This window comes from Rhizobium oryzicola, assembly GCF_030504645.1.
In the GTDB taxonomy this organism is placed as follows: domain Bacteria; phylum Pseudomonadota; class Alphaproteobacteria; order Rhizobiales; family Rhizobiaceae; genus Neorhizobium; species Neorhizobium oryzicola.
In genome coordinates this window covers 412,623-435,942 of the sequence record NZ_JAUKWQ010000003.1, presented here as the reverse complement: position 1 = coordinate 435,942, position 23,320 = coordinate 412,623, and the positions used below count along the sequence as shown (strand labels likewise).

The 23,320-nt window shown below is 58.0% G+C and carries 20 protein-coding genes; 12 read left to right on the top strand and 8 right to left on the bottom strand.

Translation table 11 applies throughout. The features are described from left to right. Positions 1–11 precede the first annotated feature (11 nt). The 4 genes from Q2T52_RS12645 to Q2T52_RS12630 form a co-directional block, all read right to left on the bottom strand. The gene (locus tag Q2T52_RS12645) at positions 12–803 is read right to left on the bottom strand and encodes an amino acid ABC transporter ATP-binding protein (RefSeq protein ID WP_302077094.1); all 792 of its coding nucleotides are present in this window, start codon (positions 801–803) and stop codon (positions 12–14) included. After that, positions 800–1,468: an amino acid ABC transporter permease gene (locus tag Q2T52_RS12640; protein WP_302077093.1), complete on the bottom strand. Its 669-nt coding sequence runs from the start codon at positions 1,466–1,468 to the stop codon at positions 800–802. Before Q2T52_RS12640 ends, Q2T52_RS12645 begins: the two co-directional genes overlap by 4 nt. Further along, a complete protein-coding gene (locus tag Q2T52_RS12635) occupies positions 1,465–2,106 on the bottom strand; it encodes an amino acid ABC transporter permease (RefSeq protein WP_302077092.1) in 642 nt (213 codons plus the stop codon). Before Q2T52_RS12635 ends, Q2T52_RS12640 begins: the two co-directional genes overlap by 4 nt. A 96-nt stretch (positions 2,107–2,202) precedes the next feature. After that, entirely contained in the window at positions 2,203–2,985 is a 783-nt protein-coding gene (locus Q2T52_RS12630) for a transporter substrate-binding domain-containing protein (protein ID WP_436799536.1), read from the bottom strand. A gap of 476 nt (positions 2,986–3,461) precedes the next feature. Here Q2T52_RS12630 and Q2T52_RS12625 point away from each other — a divergent pair, with 476 nt between their 5' ends. Together Q2T52_RS12625 and Q2T52_RS12620 are read left to right on the top strand one after the other, a co-directional pair. Continuing rightward, positions 3,462–6,185, top strand: coding sequence for an ABC transporter transmembrane domain-containing protein (locus tag Q2T52_RS12625; protein WP_302077090.1), 2,724 nt, complete (start codon positions 3,462–3,464; stop codon positions 6,183–6,185). Between the two features lie 38 nt (positions 6,186–6,223). Then, positions 6,224–6,688 carry a cyclic nucleotide-binding domain-containing protein gene (locus Q2T52_RS12620; protein ID WP_302077089.1) on the top strand — a complete coding sequence of 155 codons (465 nt, stop codon included), beginning with the start codon at positions 6,224–6,226 and terminating at the stop codon, positions 6,686–6,688. Between the two features lie 278 nt (positions 6,689–6,966). Here Q2T52_RS12620 and Q2T52_RS12615 read toward each other — a convergent pair whose 3' ends face one another. Next, positions 6,967–7,362 carry a DUF805 domain-containing protein gene (locus Q2T52_RS12615; RefSeq protein WP_302077088.1) on the bottom strand — a complete coding sequence of 132 codons (396 nt, stop codon included), beginning with the start codon at positions 7,360–7,362 and terminating at the stop codon, positions 6,967–6,969. A 312-nt stretch (positions 7,363–7,674) separates the two neighbouring features. Between Q2T52_RS12615 and Q2T52_RS12610 the strand changes: the two genes are divergently transcribed. After that, the gene (locus Q2T52_RS12610) at positions 7,675–8,469 is read left to right on the top strand and encodes a helix-turn-helix domain-containing protein (protein ID WP_302077087.1); all 795 of its coding nucleotides are present in this window, start codon (positions 7,675–7,677) and stop codon (positions 8,467–8,469) included. 15 nt (positions 8,470–8,484) lie between these two features. Here Q2T52_RS12610 and Q2T52_RS12605 read toward each other — a convergent pair whose 3' ends face one another. Both Q2T52_RS12605 and Q2T52_RS12600 read right to left on the bottom strand, forming a co-directional pair. Continuing rightward, complete coding sequence (locus Q2T52_RS12605; protein ID WP_302077086.1) at positions 8,485–8,967, bottom strand: class I SAM-dependent methyltransferase; 483 nt, start codon at positions 8,965–8,967, stop codon at positions 8,485–8,487. Positions 8,968–8,995: 28 nt separating this feature from the next. Next, on the bottom strand, positions 8,996–10,348 hold the full coding sequence (locus Q2T52_RS12600) for a nucleotide sugar dehydrogenase (RefSeq protein WP_302077085.1): 1,353 nt from the start codon (positions 10,346–10,348) through the stop codon (positions 8,996–8,998). A 234-nt stretch (positions 10,349–10,582) separates the two neighbouring features. Between Q2T52_RS12600 and Q2T52_RS12595 the strand changes: the two genes are divergently transcribed. Both Q2T52_RS12595 and Q2T52_RS12590 read left to right on the top strand, forming a co-directional pair. Continuing rightward, a complete protein-coding gene (locus tag Q2T52_RS12595) occupies positions 10,583–11,611 on the top strand; it encodes a glycosyltransferase family 4 protein (RefSeq protein ID WP_367187307.1) in 1,029 nt (342 codons plus the stop codon). Beyond that, a complete protein-coding gene (locus Q2T52_RS12590) occupies positions 11,604–12,332 on the top strand; it encodes a polysaccharide deacetylase family protein (protein ID WP_302077083.1) in 729 nt (242 codons plus the stop codon). The genes Q2T52_RS12595 and Q2T52_RS12590 overlap by 8 nt, the downstream gene beginning before the upstream one ends. Before the next feature lies 1 nt (position 12,333). Here the strand turns inward: Q2T52_RS12590 and Q2T52_RS12585 are convergent, their stop codons facing one another. After that, complete coding sequence (locus tag Q2T52_RS12585) at positions 12,334–13,317, bottom strand: glycosyltransferase family 32 protein (RefSeq protein ID WP_302077082.1); 984 nt, start codon at positions 13,315–13,317, stop codon at positions 12,334–12,336. Between the two features lie 231 nt (positions 13,318–13,548). Here Q2T52_RS12585 and Q2T52_RS12580 point away from each other — a divergent pair, with 231 nt between their 5' ends. The 7 genes from Q2T52_RS12580 to Q2T52_RS12550 all read left to right on the top strand — a co-directional run bounded on the left by Q2T52_RS12580 (position 13,549) and on the right by Q2T52_RS12550 (position 23,219). After that, the gene (locus Q2T52_RS12580) at positions 13,549–15,435 is read left to right on the top strand and encodes an ABC transporter ATP-binding protein (protein WP_302077081.1); all 1,887 of its coding nucleotides are present in this window, start codon (positions 13,549–13,551) and stop codon (positions 15,433–15,435) included. 8 nt (positions 15,436–15,443) lie between these two features. Next, complete coding sequence (locus tag Q2T52_RS12575; protein WP_302077283.1) at positions 15,444–17,348, top strand: ABC transporter substrate-binding protein; 1,905 nt, start codon at positions 15,444–15,446, stop codon at positions 17,346–17,348. Next, positions 17,345–18,343 (top strand): ABC transporter permease, encoded by a 999-nt coding sequence (locus Q2T52_RS12570; protein WP_302077080.1) that lies wholly within the window; start codon positions 17,345–17,347, stop codon positions 18,341–18,343. Before Q2T52_RS12575 ends, Q2T52_RS12570 begins: the two co-directional genes overlap by 4 nt. Before the next feature lie 2 nt (positions 18,344–18,345). Further along, positions 18,346–19,515 carry an ABC transporter permease gene (locus Q2T52_RS12565; RefSeq protein WP_302077282.1) on the top strand — a complete coding sequence of 390 codons (1,170 nt, stop codon included), beginning with the start codon at positions 18,346–18,348 and terminating at the stop codon, positions 19,513–19,515. 61 nt (positions 19,516–19,576) lie between these two features. After that, positions 19,577–20,788, top strand: a complete 1,212-nt coding sequence (locus Q2T52_RS12560; RefSeq protein WP_302077079.1) for a glycosyltransferase family protein — start codon at positions 19,577–19,579, stop codon at positions 20,786–20,788. Between the two features lie 15 nt (positions 20,789–20,803). Then, complete coding sequence (locus tag Q2T52_RS12555; RefSeq protein WP_302077078.1) at positions 20,804–22,051, top strand: glycosyltransferase family 4 protein; 1,248 nt, start codon at positions 20,804–20,806, stop codon at positions 22,049–22,051. Then, the gene (locus tag Q2T52_RS12550; RefSeq protein WP_302077077.1) at positions 22,044–23,219 is read left to right on the top strand and encodes a glycosyltransferase family protein; all 1,176 of its coding nucleotides are present in this window, start codon (positions 22,044–22,046) and stop codon (positions 23,217–23,219) included. Before Q2T52_RS12555 ends, Q2T52_RS12550 begins: the two co-directional genes overlap by 8 nt. Positions 23,220–23,320: the final 101 nt, after the last annotated feature.

The window sequence follows — 23,320 nt, the reverse complement described above, 5'->3', positions numbered from 1 at the left end:
TCCTCACGCCATCAGACGAGCATGGATGCGCCTCGATCGAGATAGGTATCGAGGAACTGTTCAAGGCGGGGGTGGCGTGGCTTCGCAAAAACATCTGCCGGCGCGCCGGTAAACAGCAGCCTGCCCTGATCGAGGAAACTGATCTGGTTGCCGACAGTTGCCGCAAAGCCGATCTCGTGGCTGACGACGACCATGGTCATGCCTTCGGCTGCCAGATCGCGCATGACGTTCAACACTTCACCCGTCAACTCCGGGTCGAGTGCGGACGTCGGCTCATCGAACAGCATGATCTTGGGGGAAAGAGTGAGTGCACGCGCAATCGCGACACGCTGCTGCTGGCCGCCAGAAAGCTGCGAAGGATAGTGGTTTGCCCTGTTTTCCAGGCCCACCTTTTTCAATTGCGCCATAGCGCGGTCTTCGGCTTCCGTCTTCGGCACCTTGTGTACCGTCTTCAGCGCTTCGGACACGTTGCCAAGCGCCGTCATATGCGGCCACAGATTGAACTGCTGGAACACCATGCCGATCTGCGAACGCACCGCGCGGATCTGGGCGGCCGGCAGCCGCTCGCGCTCGCCCCTCGCGTTTTCGAAGAAACCCAATGCCTCGCCATTGACGGTGATCATGCCCTCGCTGGATTCTTCCAGAAAGGCCATACAACGCAACAGCGTGCTCTTGCCCGAGCCGGATGGGCCAATCAGGCAGGATACCTTTCCCTCAGGCACTTCCAGGTCGATATCCTGCAGCACGGTTGCCGTACCGAAGCGTTTGACCAGTTTCTTGACGTTGATGGCGGGAAGGGTCATGGCGCAGAAAACCTGAAGGTGGAAAGACGGGCCTCGGCGATCCGGCCCAGCTTTGCGGATGCTTCGACAATGGCCCAATAAATGACGGCGAGCAGGAAAATCGCTTCCAGGAAGGCGTATTCTTGAGAGCCGATGGCGCTGATGGTCGTGGTGAGTTCCGGCACGGTGATGATCGAAAGAACGGCCGATTCCTTCAGAAGGATGACGGCGAGGTTCACCGAAGGCGGCAGCACGATCAGCGCCATCTCGGGCAGGAGAATCCGACGGATGATCTGGACCCGCGAAAGCCCCAGGCATTCCGCTGCTTCCACATGACCATGCGGGACAGCCGCAAAGCCGGCGCGGAACACTTCCGAATAATAGGCAGCCGAATAGACGGTGAGGCAGATCAGCCCACAAGGGATCGGGCCGAGGGAAAGGCCGGCAAATGGACCGCCGTAATAGACCAGAAAGATCTGCACCAGGAAGGGCGTACCGCGCAGGATTTCAACAGGGATGGCCAGCACGACATTGGTTGCCTTGCCGCCGTAGCGCCGTGTGGTTGCGACCAAAAAGCCCAGAGCAATGCCAAATGCCATGCCTGCGATCCAGAGGGCGAGCGTGACGCCTGTACCCTGGATGATCTCGGGCAGGTGCTTCAGGATGACGTTCGGATCGAAGATCATTTCACGCCTCCCGGCAGCGCGCGCTCGGTGTAACGGCCGATCAGCGCGATGCTCCAGCAGATGACGAGATAGATCAGGGCGGCAGATGAGAAGAGTTCAATGGGCAGGTAGGTCGAGGACGCTAGGTCCTGCGCCATCTTCGTCACTTCCACGATGCCGACCACAGACACCAGCGACGATGACTTCAGGATCATGATCGCCTCATTCACCAATGCCGGGAACGTCAGGCGCATCGCGATCGGCACCTTGATGCGCAGGAAAATCTGGCGCACGGAAAAGCCTGCCATATCGGCAGCCTCGATCAGGCCGCGCGGCACACTCTCAAAACCACCGCGGAGGTTTTCCGCCTGATAGGCGGCCGTGCAGAGGGTCAGTCCGATGATGGCGGCGACGACGCTCGGCACGTTCAGCCCGATGAAGGGCAAGAGGTTGTAGATAAACAGCAATTGGACGAGCAGAGGCACGCCACGAAAAAAGCTGATGAAGAGTTCGGCAGGCGCCCGGTAAAGACGTTTGCTGGACAGCAGCACCGCCGAAAGGCCGATCGCCAAGGCGAAGCCAAGCAGGATCGACACGAGGCTGATGCTCAGCGTCCAGCCGGCGGCCTTCAGCAGAAGGAAAAAGAGCTTGAATGACATGCGTCCGTCCGAACTCGCCGCAATCGCCTGATCTCAAGGCGGGCAGAAGGAGAGAACCGGCAGCCACCGCATGCAGCGCTGCCGGTTGCGTTACGATCAGAACGCGGGGTCTTTGACGGCGTCCGGCGTGTCGAACTTTTGGCCGAACCACTTTTCCTGCAGCTTTGCCATGCGGCCATCAGCCTTCATCTTCAGCAGAGCGGCGTCGATGGCGTCGACTAGGCTAGCATGGTCGGCGTCCTTTGTGCCGATGAAGCCGAAATAGGTCTTCTTGCCGAAGGGCGGCAGCACGACTTCAAACGCGCCATTTCGCTGCTTTGCCACGAAAGCGATGTTCGGCAGCGAGTTTGCGACCGCGACGATACGGCCAGCCGCCATATCGGCATAGGCGTCATTGAAGGCCGGATATTCACGGATATCCACCTTGGTCGGCAGCGTGGCCGAGAATTCGGTCAACTGAGCCAACTGCGCAGTGGCCTTGCCGACGCCAACAGCCTTGCCGGCGATGTCTTCCGGCTTGCTGATCGGAGCGCCTGCCTTCTTGAGGATGGCAACAGTTGCTTCGGCGATCGGAACCGTGAAGCGATAGCGCTCGAGGCGCGCCTTGGTGATGGTGGCCGGGCCGGCAACAACATCAAACTTGCCCGCTTCGAGGCCGGGCAGGACGCCTTCCCAGGGCAGGGCAACCCACTCGATCTTCACGCCAAGTTCCTTGCCGATTTCGGCGAAGAGATCGACATTGAGACCGGCATGTTCGCCAGCATCGATGTAGTCAAATGGAGCGAAGGCGGTCTCGGTGCCGACCTTGAGCGTGCCCGCCGCCTTCACCTTGGCCAGTACGTCTTCCGCATGGGCGGAAAGACTTGCAGAGAAAAGCATGGCCGCACCCAGTGCAGCCTTCAGAAATGTTGTCTTCTTCACGATAGTAGCTCCCGTCTCGTTGCCCCGCAGACTGTTCCCTTACGGGCCGTTGGTGGCCTCTTTTGACTATACAAATAGAGCGACCCTGTTAGCCGCTGTCAACAAATTTGTGCAAGCAGGATTTGTGCCTATTGCATGGGCAGTGCGCGTCGAGCGCGCGATCGCCGACGGAAGCGAAAATCATGGACGTCTGAGCGGCGCACAATGCGCACATAAGGCCGGAAATGCCCTCCCGCACGGCCCCTGGATATGCTGCAATGCAAATTGATGAAGCAAATGTGACTTTCCGATGATAAAAGAATCAGCACTTTCGGCGCCCTTCGCTTCCGCTCATTGGCGATGAAGTAAAGAAAGCCTATATCATCGATCTCCCGTGGCCCTGAAAAGCCATTCTCGAAAAGAGCGGGCCGCCAGGACATCAACGAACGCCACAGATGGAAAAGAACCTTCTTCGCTACATCTGGAACCACACGCGCCAGCAGCAGGTGTGGATCCTGGCCATCGTGCTCCTGTCGATGGTACCGTATTTCATGGCGTTTGACCTGCCTAAGCAGATCATTAATGGGCCAATCCAGGGTGAAGGTTTCGAATCGCCCGATGCGCGCGAAGCCTTTCTGCATTTTCACTACGATCTGCCACTCACAGGTTGGGCTATCTCGTTTCCTGGCTTCCAGCTTGATCGCATGTCGATGCTGATGGCCCTCAGTGGGGTGTTCCTGCTGCTGGTCATCATCAATGGTCTCTTCAAGTTCTACATCAACACCTACAAGGGGCGGCTGGGGGAACGGCTTCTTCGCCGCATTCGATTCGAACTTGTAGACCGCGTCCTGCGCTTCCCGCCGGCGACGCTGAAGCAGATCCACGCCGCTGAAATCTCCACCATGGTCAAGGATGAGGTGGAGCCGTTCGGCGGCTTTACCGGCGATGCCTTCGTGCAGCCCACCATGCTGGGCGGACAGGCGGCGGCCGCCCTGTTCTTCATTCTGCTGCAGAACCTCTGGCTCGGTCTGATTGCCGCCGTGATGGTAGCGATCCAGGTGGGGATCATTCCAAAGATGCGGCGGCGGTTGATCGAACTTGGACGCCAGCGCCAGATCACCGCCCGTCATCTGGCGGGCAAGGTGGGCGAGATCGTAGAAGGCATCGATACGATCCACGCCTATGACACATCCAATTTCGAGCGCGCCGATATCGCTCACCGTCTGGGCCAGATCTACAAGATCCGCTATGATCTTTATCGCTGGAAGTTCCTCGTCAAATTTACAAACAATTTCCTCTCGCAGCTCACGCCTTTCCTGTTCTACTCGATTGGGGGCTATTTCGCCCTTCGTGGCAGCCTCGACATTGGTCAGCTGGTTGCTGTCATCAATGCTTATAAGGATCTGCCGGGTCCGCTGAAGGAGTTGATCGACTGGGATCAGGCGCGCCAGGATGTGCAGGTGAAATACGAGCAGGTGCTCGAACAATTCGATCCGCCACAGATTGTAGATCCGAAGCTGCATGCTTTGACGACGACGGTAACGGAACCGGTCAGCGGGCCTCTTTGCGCCGTCAATCTCTCGATCGTGGAGGGCAGCGGTGCCCGTGTGGTGGAGAATGTTTCGATCAAGATCGACCGCGGCGAAACGATTGCCGTAATTGACAACAGTGGTGGTGGTGCTGAAGCATTCGCGGCTGCCATTGGGCGGGTCATCTGGCCGGCATCCGGAAAAATCACGCTAGGCGAAGTTGATATTCTTGAGCTGCCGGAAGCTGTAACCGGCCGGCAGATTTCCTATGTGTCGGCAGACAGCTACTTCTTCCACGGCAGCTTGAAAGACAATCTGCTCTACGGCTTGAAGCATGCCCCGATGAGCACCGTGAGCTATTCCGGCAAGGATGCAACGGCGCGGCGGTGGGAGGTGTATGAGGCTGAAATGGCCGAGAACTGCAGCTATGACCTCAATGCAGACTGGATCGACCGTCACACGACCTCCGTCCTGCGGGGATTTAGCGATGACCTCAAGCAATCGGTCCTGAGGGCGCTGGATGCCGTGCAACTCACATCCGATATCATGGAGCTTGCGCTGCATTCTCATCTGGATCCGGAGGAGAATCCCACCCTCGCGGAGCGGGTCGTCGAGATGCGACATGCACTTCGGGAGGAGCTTCGCAAGCAGGGGCTGGCCAACATCGTCGCTCACTTTGATCCACATAGTTACAATGTGGAGGCAACTGTCGGTGAAAACCTGATTTTCGCCGCCACCGGCAAGTCACCCGAAGCTGAGCGTGAATTTATCGAGCACGACTATGTCTTCGAGATCCTGCGCATCGCAAAGCTCTATGACCTGCTCTACGAGATGGGGCTGACGATTGCGGAAAACCTGGTAGAAATCTTTGCCGATCTGCCGCCAGACCATCCGTTTTTCCAGCAATTGCAGAACCTGACGGCAGAGGATATCGCCGGCTACCAGCAATTCCTGCAGAAGCGAAAGCAGGCCAAGGGCAAGGCGCAGATCACAGAGGAGGAGAGGCGTTCCATTCTGCGTCTCAGTCTCTTCTACATCGAACCACGCTATCGTTTTGGTGTCCTCACGCGGGATATCATGGACAAGGTGGTCGCAGCCCGCGACCTGTTTTATACCAACCTGCCGGCCCATTTGCGTGACAGTGTTGAACGCTACGATCCTCATCGCTATATGGCGGCGGCGACGCTGCGCGAGAACGTTCTGTTCGGCAAACTGTCGCATCGTAGCCCGGATGCTTTGACAAAGGTGCGTACGCATGCGGCGCGCGTGATGCATGAAAAGGGGCTTTATGAGAGCTTCATCGCTCTCGGCCTCAGTTTCGATATCGGATCGGGCGGCCGCCGGTTAACACTTGCGCAAAGGCACAAGCTCAGTCTTGCGCGCGCCCTTGTCCGTCGGTCTGATTTTTATATCCTCAACCGCCCGTTGCCGGGATTGGATCGACGCGTACAGGAAGAAATTGTAAAGGCAGTGCTTGATTTCCTGCGCGAGCAGGACAATGATCCAACTATTGTCTGGGTGCTCTCGAACACTTCGTTGTCACGAATGTTTCATAGAGTGATCGTATTCGACCACGGCCGTGTGGCTGAGGACGGAACGTTCGAGACTCTGGATAAGGAAAGTGGTATCTTCAAGTCGCTGGTGGCGTGAGTTCAGGCCGCCATGCCCTCGAGGAGATGGTGATAACCATGTTGCTCAATGACGAAGTACAACTGCTGAGGAAAGTCCCATATTTCAGCCGGGTTGACCCCTGCAAGCTGAAGCTGATGGCCTTTGCCTCTGAACGCGTTTGCTATAATCCCGGAGAGGATATTTTCCGGCAGGGCGACTTAAGCGACGCTGCCTTTGTCATCCTGCGTGGCAACGCTGATCTGCTTGTAAATTCAGGCGGAAATGAGATGAAGGCCGGTGAGGCTGGATCCAATTCCATTATCGGCGAGATGTGCCTGTTGTGTGATGCGCCGCGCGCGATGACTGTTCGTGCGGTAACGGAAGTCGAAGCCCTCCGCATCGCCAAGGACTGCTTCTTCAAGGTGATCTCGGACAATCCACGTATCAGCTTTGAGATCAGCCGGGCGCTTGCGGAAACCCTTCGCGGTACGACAGCTCGTGTCGAATCAACACCTGTTAGGCAACCTGCTGAAGCTTTTTAAGATTGACCATTTTAGCTCGGATGCAGAGAAGCGGCTCCAGCGAAGTGCCGCTTTTTTTGTTTGTAGTTGGTAAGCTGTCCTTGCTTGTTTGATGAAACAGACAATCCTGTCTCGGCGTGATCTGATGCAAACCACTGGAAAAAGGTGCGACAGGTTGTCGCACCTTGGCAGTTAATGTGTCTTAGCACCGGGCTGGTAGCATATCGATTTCAGCTACTTTAGATGCAGATGGCAATGCTCGTAAAGCGAGAATTCTGACACGTTGTTATTTCTTATCGTTAGAGGGCGAGTGGGTCAGCGCCGAAGCGATTTTCACCTTTCGTGCCAGCCAAAAAACCCACTTCGATAAAATACCAGATCGACCCGATCAGCGGGATGAACTGGATTAGCATCCACCATCCAGACTTGTTGCGATCATGGAGTCGCTTTATGGCAAGGCACAAGCCAGCGACAATATTGAACGCGATGATCGCAAACATACCGATCACCATTGGTACTGCTGCTGCGCCTTCGAGCTGAATGGGTTCATCACCCGTGCCTGCCGGCGCCATGGCTGAAGCATAGCCAAAAACCGCAGCACCGGCGACCAACGTAACCCCAATCACCAGAAGGAAACCCTTCCAAAAAGTTGCACGGTTGATACGCCCGCTTGCGGTAAAGAGAAGTTTCTTCAATGTCGTTTCCTCTGCTTTGGAGCGAGGAGAAATATTGAATTAGCAAAATGTTTGCCATGTCTCACCGTCCGCATCCGATTGCGCTTCGTCCGGGGCGTCGGTACTATTGTTGAAAGCGTATCAACTACTTGCGCGCAGGTGTTGTGACCAATGGTACTGACAGTAAAGCAGAGTACGGCCCATATATCGCCTGCCAAAAGGTTTGAATACTGGCATGACACAATCCTAACGGGCGGCCAAATGTCGCCGAAGAACGATATTGGCGCTTTCTTTTCGGAACGCTCATTGTCTGTGTGGACTCATTGCGCAGCAATGGACACCACAAGCTCGCCGTTTCTGCTTGAGAGGCATCGCCGCCATGTTGCGCGCGATGACAAGGATATGGCCGTTATCGGTACATTGCTGACCGGCGGAGGGGTGATCCACCAATCAGGTCGGGAAAACACCGGTATACCGGGCGATATCTACATTGGCGACCTGGGATCGCCGCAGACATACGATATTCATAACAGCTATCGGGAGCTGCGTCTGCATGTGGATCGTAGCTACTTTGAAGCCCGTGTCGGTCGCGTGGATAGGCTCGCCGGTCTTTGCCTTTCGAAACAGGCGCCTCTCGTTGCAATGTTTTCCGACTATATGGTTTCCTACGTGCAGCGGGTTCCGGAAATGACGAGTGCGGAAGCGACCTTGGGGCTGGATGGCTTGCTGCATCTGTTGTCCAGTCTCATCAAAACTGCTGGGGCAATGAGCATGCTGGACAAGGCGGAACCGTCTTCAGCCGCCATGCTGGCGCTCGCACAGCGTTACATTGATGACCACCTCTTCGATCCACGCCTCGATGCGATCATGATCAAGACCGCACTCGGGATTTCGCGGACGCGCCTCTACGAAATCTTTCAAGAAATGGGCGGTGTCAACGCTGCTATACGTGATACGCGCCTGAACAGGGTCAAGGCCATGCTGTGCGACAAGGCCGATCGACGGCCGATCGAGCAGATTGCACGCGCCTGCGGCTTTCAGGACTATCCATCTTTCTTCCGCGCATTCCGCCGGCGCTTTGGCCGCTCGCCGAAGGAAGTGCGTGAAGAGGCGCTAGAACAGCAGTAACTGCGGGGCTGCTTTTCAGCGCCGCCGATAGATAAAATATCGGCCTGATTGAATGGTCGATACCAGCGGCAGCGCCTCCAGATTCGCGTGCTCGAGCGGTAGGCCGCTAACCGCAATCCCTCCCTTTTGCAGCAGGCCTGCGGTCAGTTGCGGCAGCCAGGTCAATGTGATCGCATCTTTGTCGGGATATCCTGTGCCAATATCCGCATGCACGAGGGCCGCTTCACTGCCCAGAAAACGCTGGCCGGTTTCGTGAATTTCACCCTCGATGAAATCCTGATGTTCCGGTGTTGCTGATGCGTGTGAGGCAAGCTTTCGGTCAAAGGCGATGATGCGCCGGTCCGGAAACAATTCCCGCAAATGACTGAAGGTGCGGCCATTGCCAAGCCCGATTTCGAAAACCATACCACTGGAGGGCAGAAGCGCCGCGTCCCGAACGTGGTTCAGCAGGTCGCGCTGCGCGCTCATGCGGTTGATGAAGCTGTCCAGGCGGCTCATGCACTTCCATCCTTCAAGAAATTAGGTCTCATGCCTTCACCACCTTGTCGCTGGCGATCTGGCGGCGAGCAAAGACATTGCGCGTATCGACGATAAGAGGAGCATCCCGCTCCAGCCCCGCGTAGTCGATGGCGTCGTGGTCCGTTGCGATCACGACCGCATCAAAGGCGGCGACGGTCACCGGATCAAGCGGCTCGGAGTGACGCCCTTTTAGGTGACCGTATTCGCGCGTCTTCGGAATCTCGGTAATGAATGGGTCATGATAGGCCGCATCCGCGCCCCGTTCGAGCAGGAGTTCCAGCAGCCGCAATGAAGGGCTTTCGCGAATATCCGGCACGTTCTTCTTGTAGGCTAGCCCGATGATCAGCACGCGCGAGCGGCTGAGTGCCTTGCCGAGGCGGCGGTCCAGCGCTTCCGCCAGCTTCTCCACCACATGGCGCGGCATGGCCGTGTTGATCTCGCCGGCCAGTTCGATGAAGCGAGTCGGCTGCTCGAACTCCCGCGACTTCCAGGTGAGATAGAAAGGATCGATCGGAATGCAGTGACCGCCAAGACCTGGTCCCGGATAGAAGGGCATGTAGCCGAAGGGTTTCGTCTTCGCTGCATCGATCACCTCCCAGACATCAATGCCCATGGCGTCATAGACAAGCTTCAGTTCGTTCACGAGCGCGATGTTGACGGCGCGGAAGATGTTCTCCGTCAGCTTCACGGCTTCAGCGGTGCGGGTGCCGGAAACGGGTACGATCGTCTGCACCACCTGTCCGTAGAAGGCCTGCATCAGTTCCGAAGCCTGATCGCCATCGCCTGCCACGACTTTGGGGATGGTGGAGGTCTGGAAATCCCTGTTGCCGGGGTCTTCGCGCTCGGGCGAATAGCCAAGGAAGAAATCCTGACCTGATTTCAGGCCGGTCTTCTCCAGGATCGGCCGCATGATCTCGTCGGTCGTGCCGGGATAGGTGGTCGATTCGAGAACGATCAACTGGCCCGGCCGCAGCGTTTTCGCGATATCCCGGCATGTGTTTTCCACATAGGTGAGGTCCGGGTCACGGTAGCGGGTCAGTGGCGTCGGCACGCAGATTGCGATCACGTCGCATTCGGCCAGGCGCGAGAAATCGCAGGTCGCGGAAAAACGTCCCGCCAACACCTCCTCGCCCAGAATCGCATGCGGCACCGCCTCGATATAGCTCTGATGGCCCTCGATCATGGTAATCTTTTCGGGATCGATGTCGAAGCCGAAAACGGTAAAGCCCGCACGCGCCATGCTGATCGCCAGAGGCAATCCAACGTAACCGAGGCCGATGACGCCGGCTTTGGCACGTTTCGACTGGATGGCGGCAAGAAGTTCAGTGTGGGTGGAAGTGAGCGTGGTCACGGGAAGCATGTTCCAAATCAGCGGAAGGAAGTGCATCAGTTGAGGTTGTTGAAGGCTGCTGTCAAGCCAAGGGCAGATCGAGATCCTCTCACAAATGCTCACCATGTCGCGTAGACTTTATAGGACAAATGGACTGCGGGCTTGCTATCTCCGCCGCCTTGTCTTCTATCTCGCCCCATGAAGATCGCATTCTACGCGCCGTTGAAGTCACCGCGTCATCCTGTCCCTTCCGGGGACCGATTGATGGCGCGCCTGTTTTTTCGAGCGCTGGAAATGGGCGGGCACCAGGTGACACTTGCCTCGGAATTCCGAGCCTTTGCCGGTAGCGCCGATATCAGTCTCAATGAGCGTCAGCAGCAGGCGGCACCTGAGATCAATCGTTTGCGCCGAGACTGGGCATCGCAGGGCAAGCCGGATCTCTGGTTCTGCTATCACCCCTATTACAAGGCGCCAGATCTTTTGGGACCTGCACTCTGCCGGGAATTTGGTGTTCCCTATGTCACGGCAGAAAGCTCCTATTCGTATCGCCGAAACCAGGGGGAGTGGGCCGCATCGCAGGCTCTGGTCGCTGACGGTGCTGAACTTGCCGTCGTCAATCTATGCCTTACCGAGCGCGACCGCCGGGGACTGGCGGAGGCCGTTCCTTCGGCCCAGCTGGAACGGCTTGATCCTTTCATCGCGACGGAAGAGTTCTATTTGATAAAACCAGAGCCGAAGGCGGGTGAATTGGTAACGGTCGCGATGATGCGACCGGGCGACAAGCTAAGCAGCTATGCTGCACTGGCAAAGGCGCTGGAGACGCTATCGGACACGGATTGGCGGCTGACTGTCGTTGGAGACGGTCCTGCGCGCGCCGAGGTCGAGGCGCTGTTTGCTGGCTTTCCGCCGCAGCGCGTGCGCTGGCGGGGACAGCTTTCGGCACAGGAGGTTGCGAAAGCCTTGTCCGAAAGCTGGCTCTATGTCTGGCCGGGTCACGGCGAAGCCTATGGCCTTGCCTATCTTGAGGCGCAGGCCGCTGGCGTGCCTGTGGTGGCGGAGGCTGTCGCTGGTGTGCCCGAAGTCGTAATGGACGGAATCAGCGGATCTCTGACGCCAGCGGGAGATACGGAAGCCTATGCCGCCGCGATCACTCGCCTGCTGGAAGACGAGGCGTCGCGTCATGCGCTGGCGGCAAGCGCACGCTGTTTCGTTCTGCAGGATCGCTCCCTTCAGGCGGCATCGAAGCGGCTGAACGACATTCTTAAAGCACGCATTGGAGGCGGCCATGAGTGAGCAGCAGTTTCTGGCGACTCTGGAAAAAGCTCAACGAAATGGCCGGATAGTCTCGCTTTGGTTGCGGGACGACGATGCCGTCGAACCGACAGACGCGCTGGAGATGCTGCTGACGTTGACAGCCACGCATGCCGTGCCGCTGACACTGGCTGTCATCCCAGAACATACCGGGCAGGCGCTGGCGGAGCGCCTTGACCGGGAAAGCCATCTGACCGTCACCGTCCACGGCTGGTCGCACCACAATTACGCGCCGTCTTCGGAGAAGAAGCAGGAGCTTGGCCTGCATCGTCCGCTCGATCAGGTGCTGCGCGAACTTGCGGCGGGACGACAAAAGCTTGCCGAACTACACGGCACCCGCTTCACGCCCACGCTCGTGCCGCCATGGAACCGGATCGCGCCAACAGTCGTGAAGCAGCTTCAGGAAATCGGGTATGAGGCACTTTCCGTGTTCGGGCGCGAAAAGTCCGGACCGCTTCCGCTACTCAATACCCATCTCGATATCATGGACTGGCATGGCACGAGGGGCGGCCGTGATGCGGATGTTCTCTTTGCAGAACTGGCGGGCCTTATCAGCCAGCCGGATCCATTGAAGGCGATCGGGGTGCTCACGCACCATCTGGTGCATGACGAAAAGGCTTGGTGGTTTCTGGAGCGGCTCTTCGCACTGACCGCCGATCACCCTGCATGTCGCTGGCAACGGTCGGAAACGCTGCTGCTTTAAATCACCATGACTTCCAGCCGATCAGCAGACCGCGTCCGGAAGTGATCGCCGCCTCCCGAGCGGCTTCGACATCCGCAAACGGTGCCTGACGCGGCAAAAGTGCGGCGACGAAGCTTTCATCCGGTAGGGTGACATTGGTGCCGCGGAACACAAGGGTCATCAGCAGCGGGCCGGTCGACCACCAGGCAGGGGCTTTCGGCAACAGCTTCATCACATCAGGCATGACATCCAGAATGCGTCTGAACACCGGATGCCCGGGCGGCGCCGCAATAAAGGAGTTGGTCAGCAAAAGACTGCCCATCCCGGTGTCGCGCGGCACATCCTCCGGCAGGGCAGACAGCCCCACCAGGGGCAGGATATCCTGAAAAGCAACGTCCTCCCGCGCCGGAAACCAGTCGCAATCCAGATAGATGCCACCGAATTCATGCAGGATGGCGTAGCGCGCCACATCGACTGCGCCGGGATAGTCGCCCTCTTCGATCATGGCGCGGAAGCCGCCATGTTTGTCCACCTTTAGCGCCGAGAGATCCTCCTCGCGCCACAGACGGTACTGAAAGCCATGCCGGCTGGCATAGGAAGCCCAGTGGATTGTCGAGGGCGGAACTGGCAGAGACCCTATCCAGATCTGGTGCAGTATGCCTGGGACCGGCTGTCGACTTTTCTCGATCATCAACCGTCGTTCGGCGTCGTCAAAGGAGACAAGAGGCCGCAACAGTTCTGGCGGCGGCACAAGGGTATACTGAAGGCCTGCCCGGCGAACGGAGTCATTCTCTGCCTTGGCAAGAGCGAGATGCGCTGCGTGGAGTTTTCGGGGCAGGCCAAGGATTGTGTCTGGCCCGAGACGATGATCCCCCGATTGTCGCGCCTGCGCTTCGATCTGCGTCAATTCCGAAGAAACGCCCTTGAGGGCGCCGCTGCTGATCTGCCGGCGGAGATGCTTTATTCTTTCGCGCAGCGAAACGGCAGGTTGCTTTTCCTGAGGCACGCAATAGGTCCTTCGGCAGAGGGAGCATTGTCTTGCCCGACGGAGGCAAATGCAGGAACTTACAATGCATCTGTCATCAATCGGCAATCGTTTTTTGCAATTCGAGAAAGGAAAAGCACGGCATAATGCGCGTGCTTCACGTGGACACACGTCAACCTGTGAGATACGCTTGTCTAAAATAAAGAAAGCCGCTTCTAATGGGGAACTGGCGGAACTACCCGGAATGCATTGATGACTGAACGTGGAGACTTGCTCCGTGTCGAAAACCTGAGTGTTTCTTTCCCGTTATGGGGCGGTACAATCGAAGCCGTCAGAAACCTTGATATGCGCATTCGGCCCGGCAAGGTCACAGCGCTCGTGGGAGAATCCGGTTCCGGTAAATCGGTTCTCGGCCGTGCCATCATGGGTATCGAAACCCCGGTTGCGCGAACGAGCGGGCAAATCATCTTCAATGATCCCGAACGCGATGAGCCCTTGGATCTTCTGTCGCTTCCGCATGATGGCCGAAAGATCCGCTCCATTCGCGGAAACCGCATCGGCATGATCTTCCAGGAGCCGATGACCTCCTTTTCGCCGATGCACACCATCGGCAACCAGATTGACGAGGTCTTGAGGGTCCACTCCATCCTCTCGCCCGGAGAGCGTCGCGAACGTTGCGAAGACGTGCTGGGTCGCGTCGGCTTTGAAAATCCCGGTCGTGCCTTCGACATGTATCCATTCGAGCTTTCCGGTGGCATGCGCCAGCGTGCGATGATCGCCATGGCGCTGATCTGCCGTCCGGCGCTTTTGATCGCCGATGAACCGACAACGGCGCTCGACGTCACCATACAAGCGCAGATCCTGAAGCTGCTGCGGGAAGCGCAGGCAAAGCTTGGAATGGCCATGCTGCTGATCACCCACGATCTCGGTGTCGTCGCCAGCATGGCCGATGAGGTGGTCGTGGTCTATCGCGGGCAGGTGATGGAAGCCGGAACGGCGGAAGACATCTTCCGCAATCCGCAGCACCCCTACACGCGCGGACTGATGCAGGCTGTTCCGGACTTTAACATGGCCAGGGATGAACGCCTGAAGCCGCTTCGAGAGATCAAGGTCGACACCGCCGGACTGATGCAGCGCACGGGGCGGACGGAAGCCAAGACCGACATCATTCTGTCCGTCCGCAACGTGACGAAGTCGTTTCTGCCGAAGCGCTCCCAGGGGTTTGGTGCACGGCCCTCCGCACCCACGGTCGCTGTGAACGACGTCAGCTTCGATATCAAACGTGGCGAGACCTTAGGGCTCGTGGGCGAGAGCGGCTGCGGCAAGACCACGATGAGCAAGATCATCATGCGTGGGCTGACCGCCAATAGCGGTACGGTGACCTATAACGGAGATAACGGCCCGATTGACGTGCTGAATGCCGAAGGGCAGGCGCTACAGGAACTCCGGACGCGGATCCAGATGGTCTTCCAGGATCCGGTCTCGTCGCTGTCGCCTCGCATGCCCGTGCGCAGCATCATCAGCGAACCGCTTGAAATTCATGCGCGCGGTGATGCCAAGTCGCGACAGGAGGCGGTACAACGCCTCATCCACGCAATCGGCCTGCCGGACAGCGCATTGTCCCGCTATCCGCACAGCTTTTCCGGCGGCCAGCGCCAGCGCATCGGCATTGCCCGCGCCCTTGCGCTAGGGCCGGACCTGATCATCTGCGACGAACCGGTTTCGGCGCTCGATGTGTCGATCCAGGCGCAGATCCTCAATCTCATGAAGGATCTGAAGAAGGAGCTGGGGCTGACCTATCTGTTCATCTCACACAACCTCGCAGTCGTGAACTACATGGCAGACCGCGTGGCGGTGATGTATGCCGGACGGATCGTGGAGATCGCGCCCTGCGAGATCATCATGCGCAACCCAGTGCATCCTTATACAAAGAAGCTTCTGGCGGCGGTACCGCTGCCAAACCTCGATTGTCCCCTGGATTTCGAGGCGATCGGCCAGCCCAGCGCTGCAGCGAAAAAGGTTTGGGCGACACAGTTCAAGGATGACGGTAACCCTGACAGCCTAATCCATGCAGACCTCGGCGGGGGGCACTGGGTGCTGGCCCGGCGAAATGTCGATGCTCGGGAGTTGCGCCCATGACCGGCACAGTGATCACACGCCGACAGGCGCTTGCGCTTCTCGCCGGAACCATGGTGCCGCATCAGGTTCTCGCAGCCTATGTCGATTCCGACTATGTGCGCCGGCCGGATCTTAAGGAACCACTACCGCCTATCGATCAGCGTCTGCCCAAGGTGCCGCGCGTGGTGAAGCTGGAAGGCGACAAGGCGCCGGGCCGCCTGGGTGGCACGATCCGCATGTTGATCGGCGGCCAGCGCGATATCCGCTACATGCCGATCAATGGCTACAGCCGGTTGATCGGCTACAATCCGAAGCTGGAACTGGAGACGGATATTCTCGAAAGCTTCGAGGTGAAGGAGGAGCGTATCTTCACCTTCCGCCTGCGCGATGGTCATCGCTGGTCCGACGGCAGCGAGTTTACCACGGAAGACTTCCGCTATGTCTGGGAGGACATGTTCCTCAACAAGAAGCTCTACAAGGGCGGCATTCCAGCTAGCCTCAAGGTGGATGGCAAGGCCCCGAAATTCGAGGTCCTGGATCGCCTGACGGTGCGCTATACCTGGGAAGATCCCAATCCGGACTTTCTGGCGGATGTAGCCTCGCCCTCGCCGACTCGGTTGATGCATCCCGCCGCCTATCTCAAGCAGTTTCACCCGAAGTACCAGACGCCGGAAAAGCTGGCGGAACTTGTGGCAAAAAGCCGGGTAGAAGACTGGGTGGCTCTCCACCAGTTGAAATCACGCGTCGTGCGTCCCGAAAATCCGGCCCTGCCAACGCTCGATCCTTGGTGCAACAGAACCGAGCCACCTTCCGGCCAGTTCATCTTCGAGCGCAATCCGTATTTCCACCGGGTGGACGAGAAGGGCCAGCAACTGCCCTATATCGACCGCGTACTGCTCGACGTCAGTTCACCCGGAATCATTTCCGCCAAGGCCGGGACTGGCGAAAGTGATTTGCAGGTCACCAATCTGGATTTTTCCGACTACACCTTCCTGAAAAGCGCCGAACAGCGCTACCCGATCACGGTCGATCTATGGAAGCGGACTCAAGGATCGCGCATGGCGCTGATCCCCAATCTCAATTGCAAGGACCCCGTCTGGCGCGGTCTGTTCCAGGATGTCCGTGTCCGGCGTGCACTTTCGCTGGCGATCGACCGTGATGAAATCAACAAGGCTGTCTTCTATGGCCTCGGCCAGAAGAGCGGCAATGCCATCCTTCCGGACAGCCCGCTGTACCGTGACGAATACCGGCTGGCCTGGGCGGATCTCAATCTGGATAAGGCGAATGCGCTCCTGGATGAGGTGGGCCTGACCAAGCGCAACTGGGATGGCATACGCCTGCTGCCTGATGGTCGACCAATGACGATCATCGTGGAAAGCAGTGGTGAAAACGCCTTCGAGACCGACGTGCTTGAACTGGTGAACGATCATTGGCTGGAGATCGGGGTGAAGATCTTCATCCATATCTCCCAACGGGAACTGTTGCGCCGCCGTATAAAGGGTGGCGATACGATCATGACCGTTGGCCCGGGGCTGGATAACGGCGTTCCAACACCCGACATGTCGCCGCGTGAACTCGCCCCCACCAGCGATGATCAGCAGCAATGGCCACTCTGGGGGCTTTACGCCCTCTCAAACGGCCACGACGGTAAGCCGCCGGATCTGGCCGAAGCGATTGCACTACAGGATCTCATGGGAGCCTGGCGTCGGGCGCCATCCAGTGAGGAACGCACCCGGATCTGGCACGAGATGCTGCACATTTTCACCGATCAGGTCTTCACCATCGGGATCGTCAACGCCACGCTGCAACCGATCGTAACGGCGCGAAGCCTGCGGAATGTGCCGCAAAAGGCGTTGTACGGCTTCGATCCGACGGCATTTCTTGGCGTCTACATGCCCGACACCTTCTGGCTCGACAAGGAGGCGGGGAAATGATCCGCTATATCCTCTGGCGCATCATGGTGATGATCCCGACGCTGGTGATGATCTCGATGCTGATCTTCACCATCATCGAATTGCCGCCCGGTGACTATTTCGAAAGCTATGTCGAGGAACTCAAGGCGATCGGCGAAAAGGCCGATATGCAGGAGATCGAGGAGTTGCGTGCACGCTACGGTTTCGATCAACCGGAGCCTATCCGCTACCTCAACTGGGTCGGCGGCATGCTGAAGGGTGATTTCGGCTATTCCTTCGAATATCGCATGCCAGTTTCGGATGTTGTGGGCGACCGGGTCTGGTTGACCATCCTGGTCTCGACGGTCACGATCATCGTGACATGGCTGATCGCCTTTCCAATCGGCATCTATTCGGCAACGCACCAGTACAGCTGGGGTGATTACGGCCTGACGCTTCTCGGATTGATCGGGCTCGCCGTACCGAACTTCGTGCTGGCGCTGGTGCTGATGTACCTCGCCAATATCTGGTTCGGCACGTCCATCGGGCATTTGATGGACCAGAAATACTTGAACGAGCCTATGAGCTGGGACAAGTTCAAGTCCATCCTGGAGCACATCTGGATTCCTGTCATCATCATCGGCACGGCGGGTACCGCCGGCATGGTACGGCGCGTGCGCGCCAATCTGCTGGACGAATTGCACAAGCAATATGTCATGACGGCGCGCGCCAAGGGGCTTCACCCTTTCCGTGTCCTGATCAAATATCCGCTGCGCATGTCGCTGAACTTCTTCATCTCGGATATCGGCTCGGTACTACCGCACATCATTTCCGGTGCTGAGATCACCGCCGTCGTCCTGTCTCTGGAAACCACCGGGCCGATGCTGATCCGCGCTCTCCAGAGCCAGGACATGTATCTGGCGGGATCGTTCCTGATGTTCCTTGCTTTCCTGACGGTGATCGGGGTGCTGGTATCCGATATTGCTCTGGCGCTGCTTGATCCGCGCATTCGTCTGCGGGGAGGGAGCACCAAGTGACCTTGGAAAACAATGTGCAGCCCGCTTCGTTGACGCATTTTGTCCGACAGGAACCGTTCGACCCCTATGCTGTCGAAACCGATCGTGGCGGCACATCAGACCTGGACCAGGCATCGCAGCTACGGCTGATGTGGTGGCGCTTTCGTCGCCACAAGCCCGCGCTCATCTCAGGTATCCTGCTGATTGCAGCCTATGTGATGATCCTGTTCGTGGAGTTTCTGGCGCCTTACCGCGTCCATACGCGGCACATGGATTACATCTATGCGCCGCCGCAGAGCGTACATCTCTTCCACGAAGGCAGCTTTGTCGGCCCGTTCGTCTACGGTATGTCGATGAAGCTCGACATGGTGACGCTGCAACGTGTCTATTCGGAAGATACGAGCAAGGTACAACCAATCCGCTTTTTCTGCCGTGGCGAAAACTATCATTTCTGGGGTATGGTGAAGAGCGATCTGCATCTCGTCTGCCCCGCCAAGGAAGGCCAAATGTTCCTGATGGGCACCGATCGCCTGGGCCGTGACATGCTCTCCCGCATCATTTACGGAGCCCGCATTTCGCTGACTATCGGCCTTCTGGGCGTGACGACCAGCTTCGTGCTCGGCATTATCATCGGCGGTCTGGCCGGCTATTGGGGCGGCTGGTTCGATCTGGTCACCCAGCGTGTCATTGAGATGCTGCATTCTATCCCTAGCATTCCGCTCTGGCTGGCGCTTGCCGCCATTATGCCGGCGGACTGGAGCCCGCTGCTGATCTATCTTGGAATCACATTCATTCTGGGCTTGCTCGACTGGACGGGGCTTGCACGTGCAGTACGTTCCAAACTCTTCTCACTTCGCGAGGAGGATTATGTGTTGGCGGCGCAGTTGATGGGGGCAGGAAGCGCCCGCATCATTGGCCGCCATCTGATCCCGGGCTTCATGTCGCATCTGATTGCCAGCGCCACTCTGACAATCCCCAGCATGATCCTGGGCGAGACGACGTTGAGCTTCCTCGGTCTCGGTCTCAGGCCTCCAATCACAAGCTGGGGCGTGCTGCTGACTGAAGCCAGAACAGTCAGCATCGTTGCACTTTATCCCTGGCTTCTCTTACCGGTCGTCCCGGTCATTTTCGTCATCCTTGCCTTCAATTTTCTGGGAGATGGGCTTAGAGATGCGGCTGACCCCTATAAGTAAGGCCTACGGATTGCGCGGGGGGCGTTTTCCGGCACTTGGTGTTTCAAGGAGATTCTAGAGCATGCCGAGACGCCTCGACAACGCCCGTATCCTTATGTACAGCCACGACACGTTCGGGCTCGGCCACTTACGCCGGTGTCGTACGATTGCCCACTCGCTGGTGGAAGATTATCGCGGACTTCACGTCCTGATCATATCGGGCGCCACGATTGCCGGCGCTTTCGATTACCGTGCGCGCGTGGATTTCGTGAAGATCCCGAGCGTGATCAAGCTTCGCAATGGCGAATATACATCCATGGACCGGCACATCGATCTTCATGAAACCATGAAGATGCGCCAGTCGATCATTCGCCACACGGCGGAAACCTTCGAGCCTGATATCTTCATCATCGACAAGGAACCGCTCGGCCTGCGTGGCGAGGTGGAGGACACGCTGGTCTACCTCAAGACGCGTGGTACCACGCTGATCCTCGGTCTGCGCGACGTCATGGACGCTCCGCACCTGCTGGAGGCCGAATGGCGGCGCAATGACGTGCTTCGCAAGATCGGCCAACTCTACGATGATGTATGGGTTTACGGCCCGCCGGATTTCTACGACCCTTTGACCGGCATTGATACGCCGCCCAGCGTTCGCTCGAAGATGAATTTCGTCGGCTTCCTGCAGCGCAGCGCCTCTGCTACGAATACGGCAGCGCAGCAGTTAGACAAGGATGACTATCTGCTGGTGACCACTGGCGGCGGGGGCGACGGGGCCGACCTCGTGCGCGATGTGATTGCCGCCTACAATGCGGATCCGACTCTGACACAGAAGGCCGTGATCGTGCTCGGTCCCTATATGTCGGCTGAACAGAGAACCCATTTCAAGGAGGCCTGCGAAGGCCACACTTACCTGGAAATTCTTGAATTCGACAATCGCATGGAAGACCGCATTGCCGGCGCCAAGGCCGTGGTTGCCATGGGCGGCTACAACACCTACTGCGAAATCCTGTCCTTCGACAAGCCGGCCTTGATCGTGCCCCGCACGCAACCCCGCGAGGAGCAGCTGATCCGCGCGACGCGCGCCGCAGAACTCGGGCTGGTCAGCATGCTGTCTGCGGATGAATCCGCGGATAGTCCGCGCTTTGCGGAAGCCATCAAGGCCTTGCTGAAGCGTGATCCGCCCTCGGTCAGTGCGCCGGGCATGCTGCTGGAAGGCCTGCCGAATATTTCGCGTATCGTGTCCGACTGGTTCGAGCGCAAGGAAGAGCACGGTCTCTCCGTCGTGCAAAAGTAATCCGATCGTACCAAAATGAAAAAGATCCTCGTTCTTCTGAAGGGCTATCCGCGCCTTTCTGAAACCTTTATCGCGCAGGAGTTGCTGGGGCTGGAACGCGCCGGCTTTCCGCTGGAACTGGTTGCGATGCGGCGTCCAACGGATAAGAAGCGCCATCCCGTCCATGAGGAGATCAAGGCGCGCGTCTGGTATTTGCCGGAATACCTCCATGAGGAGCCGCTCAGGGTTGTGAGCGCGCTCTGGAAAGTCCGCAAGCTGAAGGGTTTCAGCGCAGCCTGGCGGGCCTTCTTGAAGGACCTGAAGCGGGATGTCTCGCGCAACCGCTTTCGTCGATTGGGTCAGGCCGCCGTTCTTGTTGCAGAATGGCCTAAGGATGCTGGCTGGCTGCATGTGCATTTCATCCATACGCCCGCATCTGTTGCGCGCTATGCAAGCTTAATGCGCCAGGCGCCCTGGACTGTCTCGGCGCACGCGAAAGACATCTGGACGTCGCCGGCCTGGGAGCTGGAGGAGAAGCTCGCGGATGCCGACTGGGCCGTCACATGCACGCGCACCGGCTTTGATCATCTGACCGACCTGTCGCGTGGACGGAACAATGTGCATCTCAGCTATCATGGGCTCGATCTCGATCGCTTCCCCCATTTCGAAGACGAACGTCCGGCTCGTGATGGTTCCGATGCAGCTAACCCTGTTCGTATTCTTAGCGTCGGACGAGCCGTCAAAAAGAAGGGGTATGACGTGCTGCTTGAGGCGCTTGCCCGGCTTCCTGAGGGACTTGCCTGGAGCTTCACGCATATCGGTGGCGGTGATGAACTGGCACGCTTGAAAGAGCTGGCAAAGCGCCTGCACATCGATGATCGTATCACCTGGAAGGGCGCAATGGATCAGCGCGATGTTCTGCAGCATTACCGCGAAAGCGACCTGTTCGCGCTTGCTTGTCGTGTCACGGCTGATGGCGATCGTGATGGACTTCCAAACGTCATGGTAGAGGCAGCAAGCCAGGGACTTTGCGTCGTCTCGACCACCGTATCGGGCATTACTGAATTGTTTTCCAACGGCGAAAACGGACTGCTGGTTCCCTCCGAGCAGCCGGATCCACTCGCTGCCTCGCTGGAGAAGGCCATTCGAAACCCCTCCTTGCGTATTGCCCTTGGTGGTGCAGCGGAGGGCAAGGTGCGTAGCGAATTCGACTATCACAACAGTATCCGCGATCTTGCGCGGCTGTTCACGGCGAGCTTTACGAAGGACGGCCTGAATGACTGACGGTTTCGGTTCTCCTGCTGCATTGCGTGTGTTCTTCTATGTGCAGCACCTCCTTGGCATCGGTCATCTCGTGCGCGCCAGCCGTATCGCCGAAGCCATGGTTTCGGCAGGCATGGAGGTCACCCTCGTCACGGGCGGAAGCCGCATTGAAGGCTTTCCGAAGCCGGGCGTTCGGCATGTGCAGCTGCCGACTGTGCTGGCATCCAGCAGCAGCTTTTCCGGCTTGGCCCAAGAAGACGGAACGCCCGTGGATGCGACTTTTGAAGCGCAACGGACGGCGCGATTGCTGCAGGTCTTTCACGATCAGCAGCCGGATGTTGTGTTGATCGAGGCGTTCCCCTTCGGTCGCCGCCAGATGCGTTTTGAGTTGTTGCCGCTGCTCGATGCCATCAGCAAGGCGTCACCAAGGCCGCTCCTTCTTTCTTCCGTGCGCGACATTCTCCAGGAGAACCGTAAGCCGGGTCGCGATCAGGAGACGGTCGACCACATCAAGGTCCATTTCGATGGCATCCTCGTGCATGGAGATCCGAGCTTCGTGCGGTTGGAGGAAACTTTTCCGCTTGCAGCAGATATTGCTGACAAGGTCTTCTACACCGGTCTCGTTGCACCCGGCGAACCGGAGCCATCGACGGATCACTTCGATGTTGTCGTTTCCGCAGGCGGGGGGGCGGTTGGCGGCGCACTGATCAATGCGGCTCTGGATGCTCAACAATTGCTCGGTGATCAACGGCGCTGGTGCGTCATCACTGGACCAAACCTGCCGCAATTGGAATTTGAGACCCTGGGGGCACGTGTGCCTCCCAATGTCTCGCTCTTTCGGTTCCGGCCGGATTTTCCCAATCTATTGCCAAAAGCCGAGGTTTCGATTTCCCAAGCGGGTTACAATACCGTGTGTGACCTGTTGCGCGCCCGCTGCGCCAGCATTCTCATTCCTTTCGCCTCCGGAGGTGAGACGGAACAGACGGTGCGGGCGCAGAAGCTGGAGGAAATGGGATTGGCCATCGTGGTAGAGGAAGCTGATCTGTCGGGTGAGGCCGTGGCTGATGCATTGCAACGGGCGGCCATGCTGCGCTCGCCGCCTACAATGAATATGCACCTCGACGGGGCGCATCAAACTTCACGGATCATTGGAGATATGACGGCGAGTTCCGCTAAAACTGACAATTGATCAGTCTCGCTCCATAAGGGTATCTTTTCCTATCGGCTACCATTAGCGTAATTCATTGAGTCTAATAACCGACGAACTTGTCGGTATTTCCATTAGAGACA

Coding starts and splice junctions, on each gene's coding strand:
- Q2T52_RS12595 (WP_367187307.1), top strand. CDS start 10,583: ATGGCGCGCCTGTTTTTTCGAGCGCTGGAAATGGGCGGGCACCAGGTG.
- Q2T52_RS12625 (WP_302077090.1), top strand. CDS start 3,462: ATGGAAAAGAACCTTCTTCGCTACATCTGGAACCACACGCGCCAGCAG.
- Q2T52_RS12590 (WP_302077083.1), top strand. CDS start 11,604: ATGAGTGAGCAGCAGTTTCTGGCGACTCTGGAAAAAGCTCAACGAAAT.
- Q2T52_RS12560 (WP_302077079.1), top strand. CDS start 19,577: ATGCCGAGACGCCTCGACAACGCCCGTATCCTTATGTACAGCCACGAC.
- Q2T52_RS12620 (WP_302077089.1), top strand. CDS start 6,224: ATGTTGCTCAATGACGAAGTACAACTGCTGAGGAAAGTCCCATATTTC.
- Q2T52_RS12630 (WP_436799536.1), bottom strand. CDS start 2,985: ATGCTTTTCTCTGCAAGTCTTTCCGCCCATGCGGAAGACGTACTGGCC.
- Q2T52_RS12555 (WP_302077078.1), top strand. CDS start 20,804: ATGAAAAAGATCCTCGTTCTTCTGAAGGGCTATCCGCGCCTTTCTGAA.
- Q2T52_RS12640 (WP_302077093.1), bottom strand. CDS start 1,468: ATGATCTTCGATCCGAACGTCATCCTGAAGCACCTGCCCGAGATCATC.
- Q2T52_RS12610 (WP_302077087.1), top strand. CDS start 7,675: ATGGACACCACAAGCTCGCCGTTTCTGCTTGAGAGGCATCGCCGCCAT.
- Q2T52_RS12570 (WP_302077080.1), top strand. CDS start 17,345: ATGATCCGCTATATCCTCTGGCGCATCATGGTGATGATCCCGACGCTG.
- Q2T52_RS12605 (WP_302077086.1), bottom strand. CDS start 8,967: ATGAGCCGCCTGGACAGCTTCATCAACCGCATGAGCGCGCAGCGCGAC.
- Q2T52_RS12550 (WP_302077077.1), top strand. CDS start 22,044: ATGACTGACGGTTTCGGTTCTCCTGCTGCATTGCGTGTGTTCTTCTAT.
- Q2T52_RS12600 (WP_302077085.1), bottom strand. CDS start 10,348: ATGCTTCCCGTGACCACGCTCACTTCCACCCACACTGAACTTCTTGCC.
- Q2T52_RS12580 (WP_302077081.1), top strand. CDS start 13,549: ATGACTGAACGTGGAGACTTGCTCCGTGTCGAAAACCTGAGTGTTTCT.
- Q2T52_RS12635 (WP_302077092.1), bottom strand. CDS start 2,106: ATGTCATTCAAGCTCTTTTTCCTTCTGCTGAAGGCCGCCGGCTGGACG.
- Q2T52_RS12645 (WP_302077094.1), bottom strand. CDS start 803: ATGACCCTTCCCGCCATCAACGTCAAGAAACTGGTCAAACGCTTCGGT.